17 protein-coding genes are annotated in these 19,340 nt (G+C 52.2%); all 17 read left to right on the plus strand.

The genetic code is table 11. The features are described from left to right. Nucleotides 1-55: 55 nt before the first annotated feature. The 17 genes from J2I48_RS27455 to J2I48_RS27535 all read left to right on the plus strand — a co-directional run bounded on the left by J2I48_RS27455 (nt 56) and on the right by J2I48_RS27535 (nt 19,314). A complete protein-coding gene (locus J2I48_RS27455; RefSeq protein ID WP_207338744.1) occupies nt 56-709 on the plus strand; it encodes an acetyltransferase in 654 nt (217 codons plus the stop codon). 109 nt (nt 710-818) lie between these two features. Next, on the plus strand, nt 819-2,042 hold the full coding sequence (locus tag J2I48_RS27460; protein WP_207338745.1) for a glycosyltransferase family 4 protein: 1,224 nt from the start codon (nt 819-821) through the stop codon (nt 2,040-2,042). A gap of 699 nt (nt 2,043-2,741) precedes the next feature. Further along, complete coding sequence (locus tag J2I48_RS27465) at nt 2,742-3,638, plus strand: sensor histidine kinase (RefSeq protein ID WP_207338746.1); 897 nt, start codon at nt 2,742-2,744, stop codon at nt 3,636-3,638. A gap of 1 nt (nt 3,639) precedes the next feature. Then, nucleotides 3,640-4,740, plus strand: coding sequence for an adenylate/guanylate cyclase domain-containing response regulator (locus J2I48_RS27470; RefSeq protein ID WP_207338747.1), 1,101 nt, complete (start codon nt 3,640-3,642; stop codon nt 4,738-4,740). A 77-nt stretch (nt 4,741-4,817) separates the two neighbouring features. Then, nucleotides 4,818-5,825 carry a glycosyl transferase gene (locus J2I48_RS27475; protein WP_207338748.1) on the plus strand — a complete coding sequence of 336 codons (1,008 nt, stop codon included), beginning with the start codon at nt 4,818-4,820 and terminating at the stop codon, nt 5,823-5,825. 116 nt (nt 5,826-5,941) lie between these two features. Next, complete coding sequence (locus tag J2I48_RS27480; protein ID WP_229376841.1) at nt 5,942-6,754, plus strand: DUF5672 family protein; 813 nt, start codon at nt 5,942-5,944, stop codon at nt 6,752-6,754. Beyond that, nucleotides 6,738-7,769 carry a glycosyltransferase gene (locus tag J2I48_RS27485; RefSeq protein WP_207338750.1) on the plus strand — a complete coding sequence of 344 codons (1,032 nt, stop codon included), beginning with the start codon at nt 6,738-6,740 and terminating at the stop codon, nt 7,767-7,769. The genes J2I48_RS27480 and J2I48_RS27485 overlap by 17 nt, the downstream gene beginning before the upstream one ends. Next, complete coding sequence (locus tag J2I48_RS27490) at nt 7,769-8,758, plus strand: hypothetical protein (RefSeq protein ID WP_207338751.1); 990 nt, start codon at nt 7,769-7,771, stop codon at nt 8,756-8,758. The genes J2I48_RS27485 and J2I48_RS27490 overlap by 1 nt, the downstream gene beginning before the upstream one ends. A gap of 205 nt (nt 8,759-8,963) precedes the next feature. After that, nucleotides 8,964-10,067, plus strand: a complete 1,104-nt coding sequence (locus J2I48_RS27495) for a glycosyltransferase family 4 protein (RefSeq protein WP_207338752.1) — start codon at nt 8,964-8,966, stop codon at nt 10,065-10,067. 40 nt (nt 10,068-10,107) lie between these two features. Further along, nucleotides 10,108-10,989: a glycosyltransferase family 2 protein gene (locus J2I48_RS27500; RefSeq protein ID WP_207338753.1), complete on the plus strand. Its 882-nt coding sequence runs from the start codon at nt 10,108-10,110 to the stop codon at nt 10,987-10,989. Nucleotides 10,990-10,992: 3 nt separating this feature from the next. Further along, nucleotides 10,993-12,360 carry a hypothetical protein gene (locus J2I48_RS27505; RefSeq protein WP_207338754.1) on the plus strand — a complete coding sequence of 456 codons (1,368 nt, stop codon included), beginning with the start codon at nt 10,993-10,995 and terminating at the stop codon, nt 12,358-12,360. An 8-nt stretch (nt 12,361-12,368) separates the two neighbouring features. Next, nucleotides 12,369-13,568 carry a glycosyltransferase family 4 protein gene (locus J2I48_RS27510; RefSeq protein ID WP_207338755.1) on the plus strand — a complete coding sequence of 400 codons (1,200 nt, stop codon included), beginning with the start codon at nt 12,369-12,371 and terminating at the stop codon, nt 13,566-13,568. Next, nucleotides 13,565-14,716, plus strand: coding sequence for a glycosyltransferase (locus J2I48_RS27515; protein ID WP_207338756.1), 1,152 nt, complete (start codon nt 13,565-13,567; stop codon nt 14,714-14,716). Before J2I48_RS27510 ends, J2I48_RS27515 begins: the two co-directional genes overlap by 4 nt. A 3-nt stretch (nt 14,717-14,719) precedes the next feature. Beyond that, the gene (locus tag J2I48_RS27520) at nt 14,720-15,793 is read left to right on the plus strand and encodes an acyltransferase family protein (protein ID WP_207338757.1); all 1,074 of its coding nucleotides are present in this window, start codon (nt 14,720-14,722) and stop codon (nt 15,791-15,793) included. 707 nt (nt 15,794-16,500) lie between these two features. Further along, nucleotides 16,501-17,349 carry a hypothetical protein gene (locus J2I48_RS27525; RefSeq protein WP_207338758.1) on the plus strand — a complete coding sequence of 283 codons (849 nt, stop codon included), beginning with the start codon at nt 16,501-16,503 and terminating at the stop codon, nt 17,347-17,349. 939 nt (nt 17,350-18,288) lie between these two features. Continuing rightward, a complete protein-coding gene (locus J2I48_RS27530) occupies nt 18,289-18,570 on the plus strand; it encodes a hypothetical protein (RefSeq protein ID WP_207338759.1) in 282 nt (93 codons plus the stop codon). A 369-nt stretch (nt 18,571-18,939) separates the two neighbouring features. Further along, on the plus strand, nt 18,940-19,314 hold the full coding sequence (locus tag J2I48_RS27535) for a hypothetical protein (RefSeq protein ID WP_207338760.1): 375 nt from the start codon (nt 18,940-18,942) through the stop codon (nt 19,312-19,314). The last annotated feature ends 26 nt before the right edge of the window (nt 19,315-19,340 follow it).

Below are 19,340 nucleotides of genomic sequence, written 5' to 3' on the forward strand. Positions count from 1 at the left end.
CGGTTTACTACAGCGAACACTCTTTCACTCTTTCGCTCTTTCGCTCTTTCACTACATGGCTAACATCATCCTTTTCGGGGTTCTCGACACGGCAGAACTGGCCCACTTTTATTTAACGCACGACTCGGAACACGAGGTAGTAGCGTTTACCGTCAACCGCGAATACCTCAAAGAAGACTCCTTCAAGGGGTTGCCGGTTGTGGCGTTTGAAGACGTGGAGACGCTGTTTCCACCGTCGGACTACCAGTTTTTTGCGCCTATGACGGGCCGGAACATGAACCGCAACCGCGAGAAGGTTTACCTCGACGCCAAAGCAAAAGGCTACACCTTTATCTCGTACATAAGCTCCAAAGCCACGCATTTTGGCAACGAGATCGGTGAGAATTGCTTCATTCTGGAAGACAACACCATCCAGCCGTTTACCACCATCGGCAACAACGTGGTGCTCTGGAGCGGCAACCACATTGGTCACCACGGCCGTATTGACGACCACGTTTTTTTTACCTCGCACGTAGTCATGTCGGGCCATTGCCACATCGGTTCGTACAGCTTCTTCGGCGTCAACAGCACCATCCGCGACTACCTGACCGTAGCCGAGGGCACCCTGCTGGGCATGGCCTCGGCCCTCTACAAAGACTCCGACCCCTGGGGTGTCTACATCGGCAACCCCCCAAAAAAGCTGGGCAAACCCAGTTATGAAACATATTAAAAATAAACGATGAGTGATGAGCGGTGAATGATGAGTTTGCTGCCGCCAGAACAGTTACGCTGGCGGCAGCAAACTCATCACTTACCGCTTAGCACTCATCACTCTTTCCATGGTTCTTCTCCTCATTGGCCATGACGCAAACCGGGCGGGCGCTCAACTGGTGCTGCTGCATATGATGCAGTTGCTGAGCGAACGCGGCGTGGCTATGCGCCTGCTGTTGGGCAGCGGGGGGGAGTTGCTAGAGCAATACCGCGCCCTGGCTACGGTGGTCATCTGGCCCGCCGATGAGCCACATCTGGTTGGCCCCGTAGCCGACAAGGTGCTGGGGAAACTGAACCTCTGGCAACAACGAGCCGACCGAGAGGCACAAAAACGCCGCGATGCGGTGGGTCAGGCATTAGGGCTGAATGAGGTAGATGCCGTATTGGTCAATACGGTATCGGGCGGGCGGTGGCTGCAACGGCTGGCGTTGCCTGACCACGTACCGGTGGTGGCCTATTTGCACGAACTGCCCATGTCGGTAGGGTTATACAGTCGGCCAGAGGAGTTGGCTTATTTGTTAAACCGTTGCCAGCATCTGCTTACCGTATCGCGGGCTACGATGCAGTTCTACCATACCGAATATGGCGTACCAGAAGCGAAGATGAGCCTGTTCACGCTGATCGACGTGGCGGCTATTCGGGCGCGGGTGGCCGCGGCGCAGGCAGGTGAAAACAGGCCTCCGTTGCCTTATCTAGCCGATTTACCTGCCGATGCCGTTGTGGTGGGTGGTTGCGGCAATGCCGAGTGGCGGAAGGGAAACGACCTCTTTGTGGCCCTAGCCCGGATGGTGAATCAACCCGCTGAAACACCCGTCTATTTTGTCTGGGTGGGTATGCCGAAGCCCCAAAAAACAGCCCAACCCGGCGCGCCAACCCTCTATGATGAACTCTGGCTCGACGTACAAAAGGCGGGGCTGACCGACCGCGTCCACTTTATAGAACCCACGCCCGACGTGCTGCGCTACATGGCCCGGTTCGACATTTTTTTGCTCTGCTCCCGCGAAGACCCGTACCCGCTGGTGGTGCTGGAGGCCGGGCTGACCAACCTGCCCGTGGTCTGTTTTGCCGGGGCGGGTGGCGCGCCCGAACTGGTCGAAACCGACGGTGGGGTGGTAGTGCCCTACCTCGATTTGACCGCCATGAGCCACGCCATTCGTCAACTGGCCAACGATGCCGGACGTCGCCAAAAACAGGGGCAGCGCCTGGCCGAAAAGATCGCCGAACGCCACCAGTCTGAACGTAGCATGGATCAGCTAATGAGTCTGCTTAAGAACTTGACATACAATAGCTAGCAGACTACATTTGGCCTTGCTACTATCCCATCCACACGTCTGCCTTAAGCTATGGTTCCTGAAATTAAAGAGTTTAGCTCTTGGATTGTTGTATTGATTTCATTTACCTCAAGTATAATAATCACAAATTTGTGGTATACGCTTTACTACAATAATCAACGTAAACTAGCCGAGAATAGAGATTATGGCTTACTACTGTTGGGCGCTGCACTTTTTATATGGGGCGTTTCGGGGTCTTTCTTAGAGTCAGCTATTGCCAAAACGTACTTTAACAGTAGTATGTTAAAAAGTATATTTTCAACAATAAACAATTTATTTTTACTAATAGGCACAGGTTATTTACAGTTTGCTCCGAACTATATAACGAGAAATAGGGTCAAGATAAATATTGTTCTAGTTTCAGTATGTCTGATTGTCATACTGATCGAATCAACTCTGTACCTGAACTCAGTAAATGTATTCATAGCCACGATACCCGATTTCTTACTCTCCATTTTAACCATACTCATTTTTGGCTATTCGCTGGTGGTCACATTCTGGAAGAGAAAGCTAAAGGTGTTAACGTTCTTCACCATAACCACGTTGTTAATATTGCTATTGACACAACAGACCACATTGCATTACCTCAATATAGATATAAAAAGCTCATTACTGTTGATACCCTATTCAAGAATATCATTCATAATCATTATCTGCTGTTTGGCTTATAGTAGTGCTCAAACAAGTTACAACGAAGCGTCAAATCTGTTAGCTGACCTTGAAAGTACTATACAAAATTTGACTGTAAAGATAAAAACGGAACGAGATATCGTTGTACGGGATGAACGTGAACTTGCCTGGCAGGATGTAGCTAATAAAGCAGCGCATAAAATTGGTAATCCCGTAGAGGCAATCGACACATTTGTTGGAAAATCTATAAAAAAACTACGTGCCAACGATACAAAAGGTCTTATGTCTCTTTTAAATGACATAAATGAGTCGGTAGAGCATGTAAAACACATTTTAGGAGAGTTTAAGTCGTTGACAAAAAACGAGCAGATAAACTATCAGTTCACCGATATAGTAAAAATAATTAGCCATTCTTGCCAGGGAATAAAAGAAGGTAGAATAAAATGCTCAATCAAAATAGGCAAGAAAAAAAACATATTTACTGTAAGTTCAAAGAACACAAATACGGCGTTTATTTCGAATTATACAGTCGATGAATCAATAAAAATGTGGATAGATAAAGAAAAGATCAAACAGTGTATTGATGAGTTGATAACCAATTCAGTCCATTTTCTAGAAAAATCTCCTGTAAACCCAAAAGAGATCTTGATTGAGCTGGATACTTTCATGAAACCTTCGATTAATGGTAGTACGCCTTCGGAATACCTAAAAATCGTCTTTTCTGACAATGCAGGCGGCATTCCTGATATAGATAAGAAAACAATTTTTAGCCCTTTTGTAACGACTTATCACCACGGCACAGGAATAGGTCTTGCCATTGTTAACCGCAATATTGAATTGTTGAATGGAACGATTGTAGAAAATGGGATATACACAGTCGGGGCCAAGTTTGAGATTACGCTTCCTCTTTTAACGATTAAACCCTAGCATGGACACTATACTAATTATTGACGATGATCATCGCGTACTAAAAGGCTATAAGATAAGCCTTGAGGATGAGCTGCAGGACGCTATAATCCTTACAGCGAGTAATGATATTCAGGCAATTGAGTTAATTAGCTCGAGAGCTATTGATGTTATCATTACCGACTTGATAATGGATACCCCGAATAGTGGCATTACTATATTAGAGCATGCTAAAAATAAAGATCCGTTAATAATGGTCATTATTATCACCGCTGATGGTACCAATCTTGACCGAAAACACGCATTTGAGCAGGGGGCATTTGACTGTCTTGAGAAATCGTCGCCCGGTGTAAAGACTGCCGACGAACTGGCCTATAAAACTAAAAGTGCCCTTTTCAGCAGAAAAAAAGCGATGGAACTAATTGCTTCACAACGACAAATCGACTTTTTCCGCCGGTATTTTGATCCGTTAATATTTAAGAAAATTACCGAGAATCCAAAGATACTGGAACCAGAAAACAGAGTTGTTACTATAGCTTTTTGGGACATTAGGGGTTTTTCGGCGTTGAGTGAGCAACTAAAAGGATCTAACAACCTGATCGCTAGCTTCCTAAAAGAGTTTTTTGAAATGGCTTCTGACGTGATATTTGAGCACAATGGAATAGTAGACAAATTTATCGGCGATGGCGTAATGGCCATTTTTGGTGCTTTTGAAGAAGGCGAAGCGAATGAAGATAAAAATGCCATTCTTGCCTTGGAAGCGGCCATTAAACTTCGCACTAAGTTTAATGCTATCTTCGACAAATGGGCCAATATTTGGCAGCGGGCCTCAGCCAAAAATATCAATATCGGGCTTGGTTGTGGCCTAAGTACAGGATCAGCGCTGGTTGGCAATTTAGGCACAGACAACAGAGATCATTTCACGGCTATTGGACCTCATGTAAATTTGGCTTCGCGGATTGAAAACACGGCAAAAAAAGGAGAAATTAAGTTCTCTGCTTCAACCCATACAAGAGTAAAGTCCAGGTTTAATTGTATAAAAACAGGGACTCAAAGCTCGTTAAAAAATATTGACGGAGATCATGACATTTTTGAAATAGCGCTGGACACGGAACAAACCTGATATTGTGCATCAACTAGTCTGCGCCGCTCCATGCTGTATTAATCAAAAAAACAGGCCATTCACTCTTACTTCACGCTATGATTCTTGCCTTCACGATCTGTTCCGTTAATTACCTGGCGCAGGCCCGCACCCTGGGCGATTCGTTGCGGCAAACCAACCCCCACTGGCAATTTGCGATTGGGCTGGTCGACGATCTGGCCACGGCAAACCTGCCCGCCGAACTACTGCCCGAATACCCCATGATCGAGGTGGCCAAACTGGGTATTCCCGATTTTGCGGGCATGTGCAACCGATACGATATTACCGAACTGAACACCGCCGTGAAGCCTTTTTTCATCGAATATTTCTTTGATGGGAACCACGCACCCGACCAGCCGGTACTCGATTCGGTAATCTATTTTGACCCAGATATCATTGTCTTTCAGCCACTTACCCGGTTAGCTGACTCACTGAATCACCACAGTCTGGTATTAACGCCCCACACCGTTGAGCCTACGCCCGACTGGGAAACGCCCAACGAACAACACCACCTGAACACGGGTATTTTCAACCTTGGCTTCATTGGCCTGCGCAACGACGACACCGCCCGGCGCTTTGTGCGCTGGTGGCAGCAACGCCTCACCTATGAATGCCGGATCGATCTCTGCGAAGGCCTGTTCGTGGATCAGCAGTGGGTCAACTTTGCGCCGATTTATTACCCTAATGTGCTGGTTGAAAAACACCGGGGCTATAACGTGGCCTACTGGAATGTTCATGAGCGCACCCTATTGGAAGAGAATGGTACCTGGCTGGTGAGCGGCCATCGGACGGAGACCGTCGAAACGCTCCAGTTTTTCCATTACAGCGGCTATGGCGTGCAGCAACCCAACGCCATCTCGAAATACCAAACCCGCTACACCTTCGCGCAGCGGTCCGACCTGCTACCCCTGTTCAGGCTCTACCACGACCGGCTCATTCAGAATGGAAATGATGCCTATCGGGTCTATCCCTGCGTCTACATCAAGCCCACGCCGGTCCTCTACTACACCAGCCTCCGCCGACTGCTCGACGCACCCGTGCGACAACTGAGCCAATGGATTGGCTGAAGGGGCATGGTAGTTGTACCTTTGGGCGAAAAGCGAAAGAGTGAATGGCGAAAGAGCGAATGCAGCTGTTGCCTGATTACACGCTTTCACTCTTTCACCCTTTCACTCTGTCACTCTTGCGCGTTTGTATAGTTATTCCGGTGTATAAGGCCACGGTTACTCCCTACGAGCAAGTAGCCCTGACACAATGCTTACGTGTGCTGGGACAATACCCCATCTGCTTTGTGAAACCCGAATCGCTCGATCTGGCACCGCTGCTTAATGGCCTGCCCCGCACGGTTCAAACCCAATCATTTGCCGACAGTTTTTTCCATAGTGTGCGCGACTACAACCGGCTTATGCTGTTTCCGGGCTTCTACAGCGCTTTTTCAGCCTACGATTACATCCTGATTCATCAACTAGATGCCTTCGTGTTCCGCGATGAACTAGGCGACTGGTGTCGACGGGGGTACGACTACGTAGGGGCGCCCTGGCTCCGCGACCGTGATTTTAGCAGCACCTGGGACGAACGGTGGTTCAACGCCAAAAAGCGGATTGCTCACCTCTTGGGCCTGCGCAAAGCCGATGGCATCACCCCCCGCGAGATCATCACCCTCAACGGTGTAGGCAACGGTGGGCTGTCGCTCCGGCACGTGGCGCATTCGCTGAAAGCGCTGAAACAGCACAGCAACAGGCTGGCGAGCTACGAAGGTGCCCCCATGCATCAGTTCAACGAAGATGTGTTCTGGGGTATTGAAACCACCCGTTTCTGGCCCCGGCTGCGTGTTCCCAACTTCCGAACGGCGCTGCGTTTTGCGGTTGAGTTTTACCCCGAACGGGCCATTTCGGTTTATAACAACGGTCAATTACCCTTTGGTTGCCACGCCTGGGATATCCACGGTACCGACTTTTGGCGACCTATTTTTGCAACATATGGCTACGACATCTAATCCCCGCCCCCGCCTGTCGGTAGCGCTATGTACCCATAACGGGGCAGCGCACCTACGCGAGCAATGGGATAGCCTACTAACCCAGGAGTGGCTTCCAAATGAGGTAGTAGTCAGCGACGATGCCTCTACCGACACTACCATGTTACTAATTCAGGAGTGGACCAAAACTGCTCCGTTTCGGGTAGTGATCCATCAGAATCCACAGCCGGTTGGTTCCAATCAGAATTTCGGCCGGGCACTGGCTGCCTGCACGGGCGACATCCTGTTTATCTGCGATCAGGACGACATGTGGTTTCCGGCCAAAACCCGCGTAATGACGGAGTACTTTATGGAAAACCCCGCCGTGAATGTGGTCTTTGCCGACGCTGAACTCGCCGATGAACAACTGCAACCTATTGGCGGCACGTTTTGGGAGAAAGTCAGGTTCACAGCCCCGGAGCGGAAAGACTGGCAAACCGGACAAGCCATGCACGTGATGCTCAATGGCAACCGGGTTATGGGCAGCGCTACAGCACTACGCGCCACGTTCCGGCGGCAAGCCCTGCCCATTCCTGACCCTATTCCGGGCGGTTATCTGTATGACGGCTGGCTGGCATTGGTGGCCGCTGCCACGCAAAGTATCCGCTTCATCGATCAGCCCCTGCAACGCTACCGGACCCACGAGGCGCAGCAGGTGGGAGTACGGTCGCCAGCGGCGCCACCTGCGGTTGCCCTGCGTGACCGGTTTGGTCGTGAGCGAACCCTCAAACTAGCTCCCTTTCAGCAGCATCAGGCCGATCTGCAAACCCTGCTCGATGAGTTTTCGACACGGGTGGGTAGTGGTGCGGCCGGGCTGTCGGCGTTGCGGCACCGGCTGGCTCATTTTCAGATGCGGGCTACCCTGCCCCCCAACCGCCTTCTGCGCCTGTGGCCCGTGGTTGAAGCCGTTTTTTCGGGTAAGTACCAACGGTACGCCGATCTGGAAGCCAATTTTGTTGCCCCATACGTGGCCGCCCTCGGCGACCTGCTCGAATAATGATTCTAACCGTTTGTACGCGGGCGCAGTTAGCCGGTGCCTTAGCCCTGGGCGCTTCCATCCGTCAGCAGGAGCCAAACCACCACTTCATCATTGGCCTGGCCGACGAGCCAACCGCAATCCCCGACATAGCACCCTACACGCTACTGACGCTGGCAGATACCGTACTGACTGCCAGCGAGTTAGCTACACTGTCGGCTCGATATACACCAACTGAATTTACGGCCGCGGTGAAACCACGCTTCATTCAGGCGGCCTTTGCGCAATACCCAGCTGACGACATGCTGCTATATTTCAGCTCATACAGCTTTGTCTATCAACCCCTTACGCCCGTTTTCAGCCAGCTGGCAAACCAAAAGATAGTGCTGAACCCACATTGGCTGATACCACCTGCCGATGACCTGGAACCAGACGAAAAGCACCTGCAAAACGTGGGGTTATACAGCAGTAGCTGCATGGGCTTCCGGCGCGATCCCGAAACCATGCGGATGCTAACCTGGTGGGAAAGCCGCTGCCTGGCGCATGCTGCCGTTGATTTCTGCGTGGGCAGTTGCCTCGATCAACTCTGGCTCATGCACGTGCCTACGCTGTTTGCAGGGGTTAGTATCCTGAAGAATCCTGGCCTGCAAGTGGCCCTCTGGAACTTGCCTGAGCGCCACTTACAGGACATAACGGGCAACTGGCAGGTGCAGGCAGTGGGTACCGAAACGCCCTTACTAACGGCTGATTTTCAGGGGCTCCTGGTAAAACGAGAGGGGTTATTCCAGCACCAGAACCGGCTAAAGCTGTCTAACCGACCAGACATACGGCAACTGGTGGCCCACTATAAGGTGGCACTGGCACCCTACCACCAAACAGCCCCACCACCTGCCTACGGGGCGCAGCCAGAACCTACCATACGAATCGGCTGGCGGCGGGCCGCTCTCCACCGACTAGGGCAGCTTAGGCAGTGGATCGCCACGGTACCAGTGAAGCCAGTACATCGTTAAAGGGATTTTGGATTGCGGATTTTGGATTTTGGATTGTTGCTGACGCACGAACAGCTCCCCGCACTAAAGGCGGTCCCGCGTCCGGGCTACGCCTGCGTCAGCAACAATCCAAAATCCCTTTCGGTCTGTTTCTTGAAATAAACGAGCGTTTTTGGCTATTTTGCGCACGTTTTCTACGAAAAATACAAACAGCTGTCAGCAACGTATGAAGGTATTGTATGATCATCAGTCGTTCACGGGAATGGCCTACGGGGGAGTAACCCGCTATTTCTATGAGCTGATGCGGGCATTTGCTGACCGGCCCGACGTTGATTTTGAGTTGTCGCTGCAATTCTCGAATAATGAATACCTCGACCGGGCATCGTTCAGTAAGCACCGTCGCTACGGGTTGGCCCACTGGCGGAACATCAGCCGACTGGCGTCAGCGGTAAACCGGATATATAGCCTTCAGCGGGTGCGGGCAGGTGATTTTTCGGTCTTCCACCCTACCTACTACCACAACTATTTTCTGCGAAATCTGGGCAGCAAACCCCTGGTTATCACCTTCCACGACGCCACCAGCGAACGATATGGGAAGATTTACCCGGAGGTAGGCGAGCACCTGTCGGAGGCTAAGAAGATCCAGATGCAACGTGCCGACAAGATCATTGCCGTCTCTGAGTTCTCGAAGCAGGAAATCCTGCGTTTTTTTCCCGTTGCGCCCGAAAAGATTGAGGTTATCCACCTCGGAACGGCCTTTGGCAGCCAGCGAAGCCCGATTCCCTCGGTGCCAGGCGCACATAAATACCTGCTCTACGTGGGCAAACGGGGCTTGTATAAAAACTTCGCCCTGTTTTTCACCGCCGTTCAGCCCATTCTCAACCGCCACCCCGACCTGCACCTGTATTGCGCAGGGGGTGGCGCCTTCACACCCGACGAGCTAGCGCAGTTTCAGGCGGCGGGGTTGGGGCAGCGCGTACATTTCCGGGCCATCACCGACTCGGCTCTGTTTGCCCTCTACCAACACGCCGAGGCCTTTGTGTTTCCGTCGCTCAACGAGGGCTTTGGCATCCCGGTGCTGGAGGCCTTCAGCGCGGGTTGCCCTGTGGTGCTGAGCAACCGAAGTTCACTACCCGAAGTAGGAGCCGATGCAGCCGTCTATTTCGACCCGGAACAGGTCGATTCGATGACCCAGGCCATTGACAAAGTCCTGACCGATTCGGCCCTGCGGAAGCAACTTCGGCAACGCGGCACGGAACGCCTTACCCACTTTTCGTGCGAAAAAACAGCCGCCAAAACGCTGGCCGTTTATCAGCAACTGGCGGGTTGATCCGTTTTTAGTCTACCTGTGCTTACGCTCATTACCCTGAATGATCACCACCGCTTCACTGCAATCATTTGTTAATCAACCTTTTACACCGACAAATTCGCCGGTAGGAGGCACTGACTGGCCAAAACTGACCGTGGTGACGCCCTCCTACAATCAGGCGGCTTTTCTGGAACGGACCATCCTGAGCGTGTTAAATCAGCACTACCCCAACCTGGAGTACATCATCATCGATGGGGGGTCTACCGACGGCTCGCTTGACATCATCAAGCAGTATGAAGCCTACCTCAGCTACTGGGTGAGCGAACCAGACCGGGGTCAGACCGACGCCATCAACAAGGGCTTTCGCCGCGCCACCGGCGACTATGTGGCCTACCAGAACTCCGACGATGTGTTTGCGCCCAACGCGCTGCATACCGTGGCACAGGCCTGGCGCAGCAACCCCCGTGCCGACGTTTTTTTCGGCAACATGTACATTATCAACGAGCAGGATCAGGTGCTGGAAGAGATGCGGGTACCCTCCTTCAGCGCAGGTTGTCAGGTGTACGAAGGCATGCAGGTATTTAACCAGGCCTTATTTATCCGCCGCACGTTATTGGCCGAAACGGGCTGGCTCGATGAGTCGCTGCGGTTTGTGATGGACTATGAGGTGGTTACGCGGCTGGGCATTTTACCCAACGTTCGGTTTGAGCGCATTGCCAATTTTTGGGGTGGTTTCCGGGTACAACCCGACGCTAAATCGTCGCAGATTGCGGCCACCGTGGGGCGCACCGAGCATCAGCAGGTAAGCAACCGGTACCAACCCCGGCTTGGCAGCCCGCTAGGTGGAGCTTTTTGGCAACGGTATAGCCGTATTCGTAAATTCGTCTGGTTTCTGGCTCGTGGTCAGTTCCGGTATATCTATCACCGTTTATCGCTTCGGTAACTGATGAAAGCTTTTTTTCACAACGTAGCCCTCATGCGTTTTTGCCTGGGCATCTTCATCGTCATTGACGGCTATCCGCTTTCTTTTTTCATGAAAGAAACGCTGCAACTGGCCCCCATGAGTACCAATTTCACGGCGGGTTTTCTGCTGCTGGGTATCTTTCTGATGACGCCCTCTACCATTATTAAAAAGTTTTACATGCCCAATATCCCCATTATGGGGGCACTCATGGGCTTTCTGGGGTTTTGCCTGCTCTACGCCTTCCTGTACAATACGGTGGCGCTGGGCGATGTCAATAAAGACATGATCTACTACACCTTTGTGGTCCTGTTTGTCTTTATGCTGGTGAGTATTCCTGACGAAACGGCAAAGCAAGTGGTGTTTGTGGGGGTCATGTTCACACTGGTATCAAACATAGGCCTGGTGCTGTCGCTCCTCACCGACCCCGAATGGACCCTGGGGCAACGGGCATCCATACAGTATGGCCCGCCGGGTGCCCGGTCGGGTAACCCGCACGTGTTTGCCCACAATGCGCAAATTGGCCTGGTGCTAAGCCTGGTTTGGGCACGACGGCCCAAGGTCAACTTTCTGATTAAATTCTTTGCCATCTCGATGGTGATTTTCAACATCATTATCCTGATGCTCACCTTCAGTAAATCAGCCATTTTGTCGACCACGCTGACCGGGCTTACCTACCTGTTTGTCAACATTCGGAAAATTTCGGCACAGCGTATTATGAAGGCCGTCACCAGCCCGATTTCGCTCATTATTATTGCGCTGCCTTTTTTGGCCTTCTTTGGGCTAATCATCGTCAAACCCGAAATATGGGACATCATCACCATCTACGGCGACTTGATTGGCGGACGTTTTAGCGAAAACATTCTGGCGCTGCTGGGTAAAGATACCGCTGAAGGTGCCGAGGCGCAGCTAGACGGTTCGTCGGCCAACCGGGTGCTGAGTTTCACGTATATGTCGTATGCCGTAATGGGTAACTTTTTACAGTTACTCCCCGGCTATGGCTACAAGTTTTTCTACCTCGACGTACCCATCCTGGAGGCGCTACTGTGCCAGGGCGTAGCCGGCTTTACGGTGCTCATGTATGCCTTCTATCACATCACCCGCGAGTCGCTCCGGGTGGTTTATCGCGGGGGGCGCAACGACATGGAAACGTTTGTCGCCTACTTATTTCTCTTTCACGTGGTGGGGTATTTCACAGGAGGTCGACCCTACGACATGGCCTTTCTGCACCCGCTATGCCTCTTTGCCCGGTTCCTGGGTATCAACTACGACCCGGCGCTGTCGCACGGATACGTAGATCAGCCGCCCACTCACGAACCGGCCCTCGACGAATCTGTTCTACAGCCCACTTAACCCGGACAATGCGACTACTGATTGTCCACAACACCCTCTGGGCACACTACAAATCACTGCTGTTTAGCCAGTTAGCCAACCAGCTAACCCCGCCCGATACTATGCTGGTGCTTCAGATTGCCCTCACCGAAGGCAACCGGCAGGGCCTTGGTGTACCCGACCCGGCCACGGTAGGCTATCCGTTTGAACTACTCCACCCCGGCACCCTCGACAGCCTGCCCACCCCGCAGCGCATCGTGCGCGTGGTGCGCGCCGGTTGGGCGTACCGGCCCGACGTGGTGCTGCTCACGGGCTATTACGACCCCGCTCAACTGCTGCTGGGGCTGCTGCTGAAGCTACGCGGCTGCCGGGTGGTGCTGCAAAGCGAATCTACGGCGCTCGATAATCCCCGCACGGGCTGGCGCGAAAGCCTGAAAAAGGCCTTTGTGCGCCTCTGCGACGGTTTTTTCTGCTTTGGCACCCGCGCCGCCGACTACCTGATTCAACTCGGTGCCAACCCTGCCCGCATCAGGGTGCGTAACAATGCCGTGGTGGATAATGACCTGCTGAAGCGCACCTTCGACCAGGCGTGGCCCGACCGGCAGGCCCGGCAGGCGGCGCTGGGTTTGCCTCCCAACAACCTGATCTACGTGGGGCGGCTGGCCGAAGAAAAAAACCTTCGTCAACTGCTCAACTGCTTTGCCCAGGCCCAACGTGCGGCCAACGCCACCGATTGGGGCCTGATTTTGTTGGGCGAAGGCCCCCAGAAAGCCGCCCTGCAAGCCGACGTAACCCGCCTTGGTCTGACCGCCTCGGTGCATTTTTTGCCCGGCTGCCCCTGGACCGAGGTACCCACCTACCTGGCCCTGGCCGATGCCCTGGTGCTGCCCAGTTTGTCCGAACCCTGGGGGCTGGTGGTCAACGAAGCCATGGCCTGCGGGCTGCCCGTGCTGGTGTCGGATCGCTGCGGTTGCGCCGTTGATCTGATAACCGAAGGCCAGAACGGTTATACCTTTCCGCCCGCCGAACCCGCCGAACTGACCCACCAATTGATCCAACTGATGACCCTCCCGGTCAACTCACTACAGCAGATGGGCGAAGCCTCTCAGCGGCGCATTGCCCACTGGGCACCGGGACCAGTAGGCCAGGCTATGTACCTGGAAATGAAGCGGCTGGCCGACCCGACAGCGGCCACCGCCCTGCCACAACCCCACCAGAGAGACCTATGAAAATCCTGAATATCTGCGCATATACCTGGGACATTGGTGGCCCCGCCCGCATCATCTACGACCATGCCGGGGTGGCTATCGAACGCGGGCATGCCGTCACGATCCTCAGCCCCATGTCGCCGGGCGACCGGCTGTATCCGGCACCGGCGGGGGTGACGCTCGTGCCCGTCTTGCGTACGCCGCCCATCAGCAAGTTCTTCCGCGAATATTCGGCACCGCTGTATGCCTGGCTGAAGGCGCACATTCACGAGTTCGACATTGTGCACTGCCACGGCATCTGGCACTTCGGCAGCCTTGCCCCGTTTCTGCTCGACCGGACAGTCAGGAAAGTAGTGACCATCCACGGGCTGCTCGACAAGTGGGCTATTCGGCATCATTACTGGAAAAAGAAACTGCTGTCGGTGGTGCTGCAAAAGCGGCTGTTGAACCGCGCCGACCTGATTCAGATCAACAACACCGACGAAGAAGGCGACCTGCTTCGGTACCTGGGCCACCGCCACCCCAACGTGGCTATCATTCCCAACGGCATACCCATGGCCGAGTTCGACGTGTTGCCGCCGAAAGGGCAGTTCAGAGCGCAGCACGGCATCCCCACCGACCAGCCTATGGTGCTGTTTATGAGCCGGTTAAACATCAAAAAAGGCCTCGACCTGCTTCTGCCCGCCTTCCGCGCCTACCTGGCCCGGCACCCCAACACCCGGCTGGTGCTGGCTGGCCCGGATGATGGCTACCTGGCCACGACCGAGGCCTTTATCCGCGACCATAACCTGCATGAGTCCGTCACGCTGGTGGGCATGATCACCGGCGACGACAAGAAAGCCGCCCTGGCCGACGCCGACGTGTTTGTGCTGCCCTCCTACTCCGAAGGTTTTTCCATGGCCGTGCTCGAAGCCATGGCCGCCGGTACGCCCACCATCGTCTCGGACCGGGTGGGTTTTGGCGAGGTGATCCGCGAAACCGGGGCCGCCTGCCTCACCGACCTCACCCCCGACAGCGTGACGGCCTGCCTGGAACGGGTGCTGAATGACGATGCTTACCGGGCGCAGATTCGGCAAACGGGGCAGCAACTGGTGCGCCAACGGTACGACATCCACGTGGTGGCCGACCAGTTGCTGGCTCAATACCAACGCGTGCTTACCCGCCCCTAGCCCATGCAACTCAACCAACTGACCTTTACCCGGTTTGTGGCGGCGGCGGTCGTGCTCATCTTCCACGGTGCCCGCAGTTCGTACCCCTTTACGGCCTACCCGGCCAGTTTGGTGGCGCAGTATGGCAACCTGGCGGTCAACTATTTCTTTGTGCTGTCGGGCTTTATTATGGCCATTGCCTACGGGCCGGTGTGGGCGAAGGGGCAGTTCAGCAAGCGGGCCTACTGGCTGGCGCGGGTGTCACGCATCTACCCGCTCTACCTCACGGCCCTGCTGCTGGTAGTATTTGTCAACGCCTTCGTACGGATCAACCCCATTGGCTGGGCACCACTCACGAGTGGCCTGCTGCTGGTGCAGGCGTGGTTTCCGGCATTGGCGGGCACACTGAACGGGCCGGGCTGGTCGCTGTCTGTGGAAGCATTTTTCTACGCCCTGTTCCCCTTTGTGCTGCCACGTTTGTGGCCCCTGTCGAGCCGGGCGCTGGTGGGCTGGCTGGCGGGTAGCTGGCTGGTGGGTACGCTGGGCTACCTGCTGCTGGTCTGGCCCTACGCCGGGAAACCCATCCCCGACGCCTACCACGCCGCCATCAGCTACGGCCCCTACATGCACCTGCCCACGTTTTTGCTGGGCCTCTGCGGCGGACTACTTTACCTGCGCCACGCCCCCAAAACCGGCGACAACCGCCTGGGGCTATACGTGCTGGGTGGCGCACTGCTCCTGCTCTTCGGTATTGCCCACATGCGGCCGGTGATGCAGTATGCCCCTACTACCTTGCTGGCACCGCTGTTTCTTGCCATCATTGTGGGCGTGGCCCTGCTGAACCGGGGGTGGCTCTACAACCTGCTCGTGCAGCCCCGCATGATCTACCTCGGCGAAATCAGCTACGGTATTTACATCCTGCAACAGCCCGTGGTGGCCCTGTTGCAGGAGCTGGACCCCCTCCACATGGGCGATACCCTGAGCCGCGACCTCGTCACTTTCGGCGGACTCTTTGTCATCTCTGCCCTCGGCTTCCACCTCATCGAAATGCCCGCCAAGTCCCTCATCCGCCGCTGGATGCCCGCCCGGCAGCGGTGATGGATTCATCGGCCTCACCGCATGTCCCTGGGTATACGGGTACCTGTTTCGTGAGATGCCTTTCCGCGAATCGAACCGATACAGGGTTTATCCTAACCAAAGAAATAAGCAGGCCTGACCACCGTTGCGGTATTCATCAATGTCCCAGATGCACACAACGAGTGAAATAACTAACACTTTGTGTACCATTGAGTTGCAAAAAATAGTGGCGTTTTGTACTCTTACAGTATCATTGAGTGGTCTACCAAGCGAACGTTCAAGAGGGGGGGTAAATGTAGCTCAATGAGCGGCAGTTGCTTCATTATCAATCCACTGTCGTTAATTAAGTTGACGTACTTTAACTTGTTGGGCGGTCGCCTTCCGTGTGCGTCCATTTCCGGGTTGCGGCTGACAAGCAGCGTGTCTCGAAGGGTAGCGGTGGTCCGGTAGGGTAGTTGCGGCTTACAAGCCAAACGCCAGAGCTAGGCAAGTTGGGGCTTCAAATTCTCGGTTTCGCGTGACAGTGGGTACGCCCCGGTGAAGTGAGTTTGGGGCTTCCATTTCCGAGGCTCCTGCGACGCAGGACACGCCCCCGGACGGAGGCTTGACACGCCCAACTTTCTTGCAACATGACAGCTATTTTTACACCTTATACGTTACGAATTGAACTGATTTACTAATTTAACGGTATTAATTACACAAATCAATATACAACACAGTGGATGAAAATGGCCCCAATTCTGATTATAGCTTTAGGCGGTATCTTAGGTCTAATTGGGACTGGGATTGCTATATATGGTACGTATAAACACAATTTTAAATCCTCTGAAAGAAATCAGAAAATTGACAATAATGTAACGAAAAATTTAGGTTTAACAGAGGTGATAGATACTACCTTGAACGACACGAGAGTAATCAGTCTTGATACAAAAAGTAGTGTAAAAGAATTGAAAACACAAAATACCGAACTAATAAAAAAAATAAATGATCAAAAAGAGACCATTGATAATTTAAGGAGAGAGAATACTGATTTGTACACCAAATTATCGAACGAATCGCTAAAAATATACAACAATATAAACGGTGGTAACAGCTTTTGCCGTGCTAGTTGGGACATGAGAAATTATGGTGAAGCTGTCATCTCCATATTAATTAATGGTGAAGATCCGCTGTATGATGTACATCTCACTCTGACCAACTGCGAGGCATATAAAGAAGGATGTAAGAAGTATTCGGTTACTAGTGAATTTGAAAAAATTAGAGCGGAGTCAATGAGAGAATTTAATATTGGTAATTTGAATCCAGGAATGGCAACTCAGATCGCAGTACTGAATGTACCAATGAGTAAAGAGATCAACTATGTAATGCAATTCTCAGCGAGAAACGGAATATGGTCACAATGTTATAAAATAATTAGATTAGATAAACCTGACAAATACATGAGGATCATTAATACCGCAACAAGAGTTGCTAAATCATCGTATAAAAATAATGAGTGGAATGAGGTACTTCTTTTTGAGGACATAGGTGATGAAGTAAAAGCTAAATACGGAGATAAAATTGATTGGAACTGGTAGCCACATTTAAATGCTTTTTTGTGCAGTTATGCGGGGTTGTTTGCCGGGTTGCGGGCGACAGGGGGTACGCCTGCGGAGCCAAGTTGAGGGCATCCCAACCCTACATGGGCGTAAAGGCTCGCTTCGCTCACCATCGCCCCATGTGGGCGTTGGGTGAACTCAGCAAGTAGGTGGCGTTGGCGCGTTACAGTTGACAGGGTAACGAATTGAAAACTGATTGTTTTTATTTTACTGATACTAACAAAGGGTCTCAGCATGTTCTTACTCTAATAAATATGCACCTCAACACTACGTTTATTGTCCTCTGCTTTATAGTTCTAACCAGTTGCAAAAAAGAGGTTGATACCAGTCCCCAAGGTGGATCGAAGACCCCTTTGCTTTATCCGAAGACAATTCATTTTCTGGTCGCACCGCAAGGCCGACAGTATGCAGACATAACACACACACTTGAGTACAACAATAAAAACAAATTGACTCGGATCGTGGAAACGGATGCCGCGAGCTATTCAGGTCGAAGGGTTACCAAGATCGTCAAGTTCACTTATGACGCATCGGACAAACTGACGACTATCAGAACGTATGGGCAGCCTTTTTTTATCCGAGACTATATGGATTATGATACGCTAGCACCTTCGTTCATCACGCGCATTACCTACGCGGGTAACAGAGCAACTATATTTCGTTCAGATAGCACTTTTTATTCAGGTAAAACCGATGCCCAATACACCAAAGTCTGGGTAGGGAACTTCCGAAGCTATATCCAGTACGGGGTGAACAGTACCATTGTGAGTACGTCTTTCGACCAAGGGGGGGGGAGTTGCTACCCAGTCTTATGTGCTATCGAGCAGTGGACAAATCAAAGGTATCGATATAGTAACACCATCTCAGCTGATCAATGTACAGGTGGATGCCACCTACTCAACAGCTTTCCCGCCGTTTATGAACGTACCTGAATTACGACTGTATAGTTTGCTGCTAGGCGAATCGGTCTACGAGTTTTTTTACATGGACATGATCATGCAGAATGCCAATTGTCTGGAATCGGCAAAGCTCGTCTACAGTCAAAACACCGCATTTGCACCCACCAACATTTCGTATTCGTATGTGCTTAATCCGCAGAACTTCCCTGTCGAGGTCACCAGTAAGTCTGACAACTCCAATTCATCGTTTCTTGGAAAAAGATCGAGCACCCACTATACCATTTCATATGTTACCCGCTAACCTGCCTTGCAGGTTCCAGCAACCCCTCTGCTCTATCTGCTTGCCTCACTGGTTCAATACCGATCCACTTTTACCCCAGGTTAGCGTTGTCGGGTTCACTTACCTGTGACAGGAATCACGCGATTAGGCCCACGCGGCAGCCTAACAGGCAAAGGGTGAAAAGGTCAAGGGCACGTACCTGCGCTTGGCTTATCTTGTGGCCATCAGCCCTTTGGGGTGTTGGAAGAATAGGCCTCCGCACGAATAAGCCAACTACATTTTGTACTACGCTATTATTGGTGTCGAGGTCGCATGAAAAAGAGTAATTTGACCGGCCAAACTTAGCCGAGAATATTGATCTTTGGCGCTATCATATATATACTGATACCAATGGAATCTATTTTCAGATTGACACTTGGCTTGGCGAGCGTTATCAACCTCCTACCAGCGGCGCTCCTGTTTTTGCCTCAGAACATCGCAAAATCCTATGGCATTGCTGTGCCTGATGGCAACTATGAGCTACTGCTTCGCCATCGGGCTGTGCTGTTTGGCCTGGTGGGTGGCTTACTGTTATATTCGGCCTTCACCAGAAAGTACTATACCGTCTCAGTAGTGATGGGACTAGTCAGTATGATCTCATTTGTGGCATTGTACTATTTGATTGATAAGCCAATCAATGCCGAGCTGAAACGAGTCATGATCATAGATATCCTGGCTATTGTTGCTCTCCTGATCGGGCTTGGTCTTTACTGGTTCTCTCGCTAACAGGTTGATGGCCTCCGCCCCTACAG

It is taken from the genome of Fibrella aquatilis, from assembly GCF_017353255.1.
GTDB lineage: Bacteria > Bacteroidota > Bacteroidia > Cytophagales > Spirosomataceae > Fibrella > Fibrella aquatilis.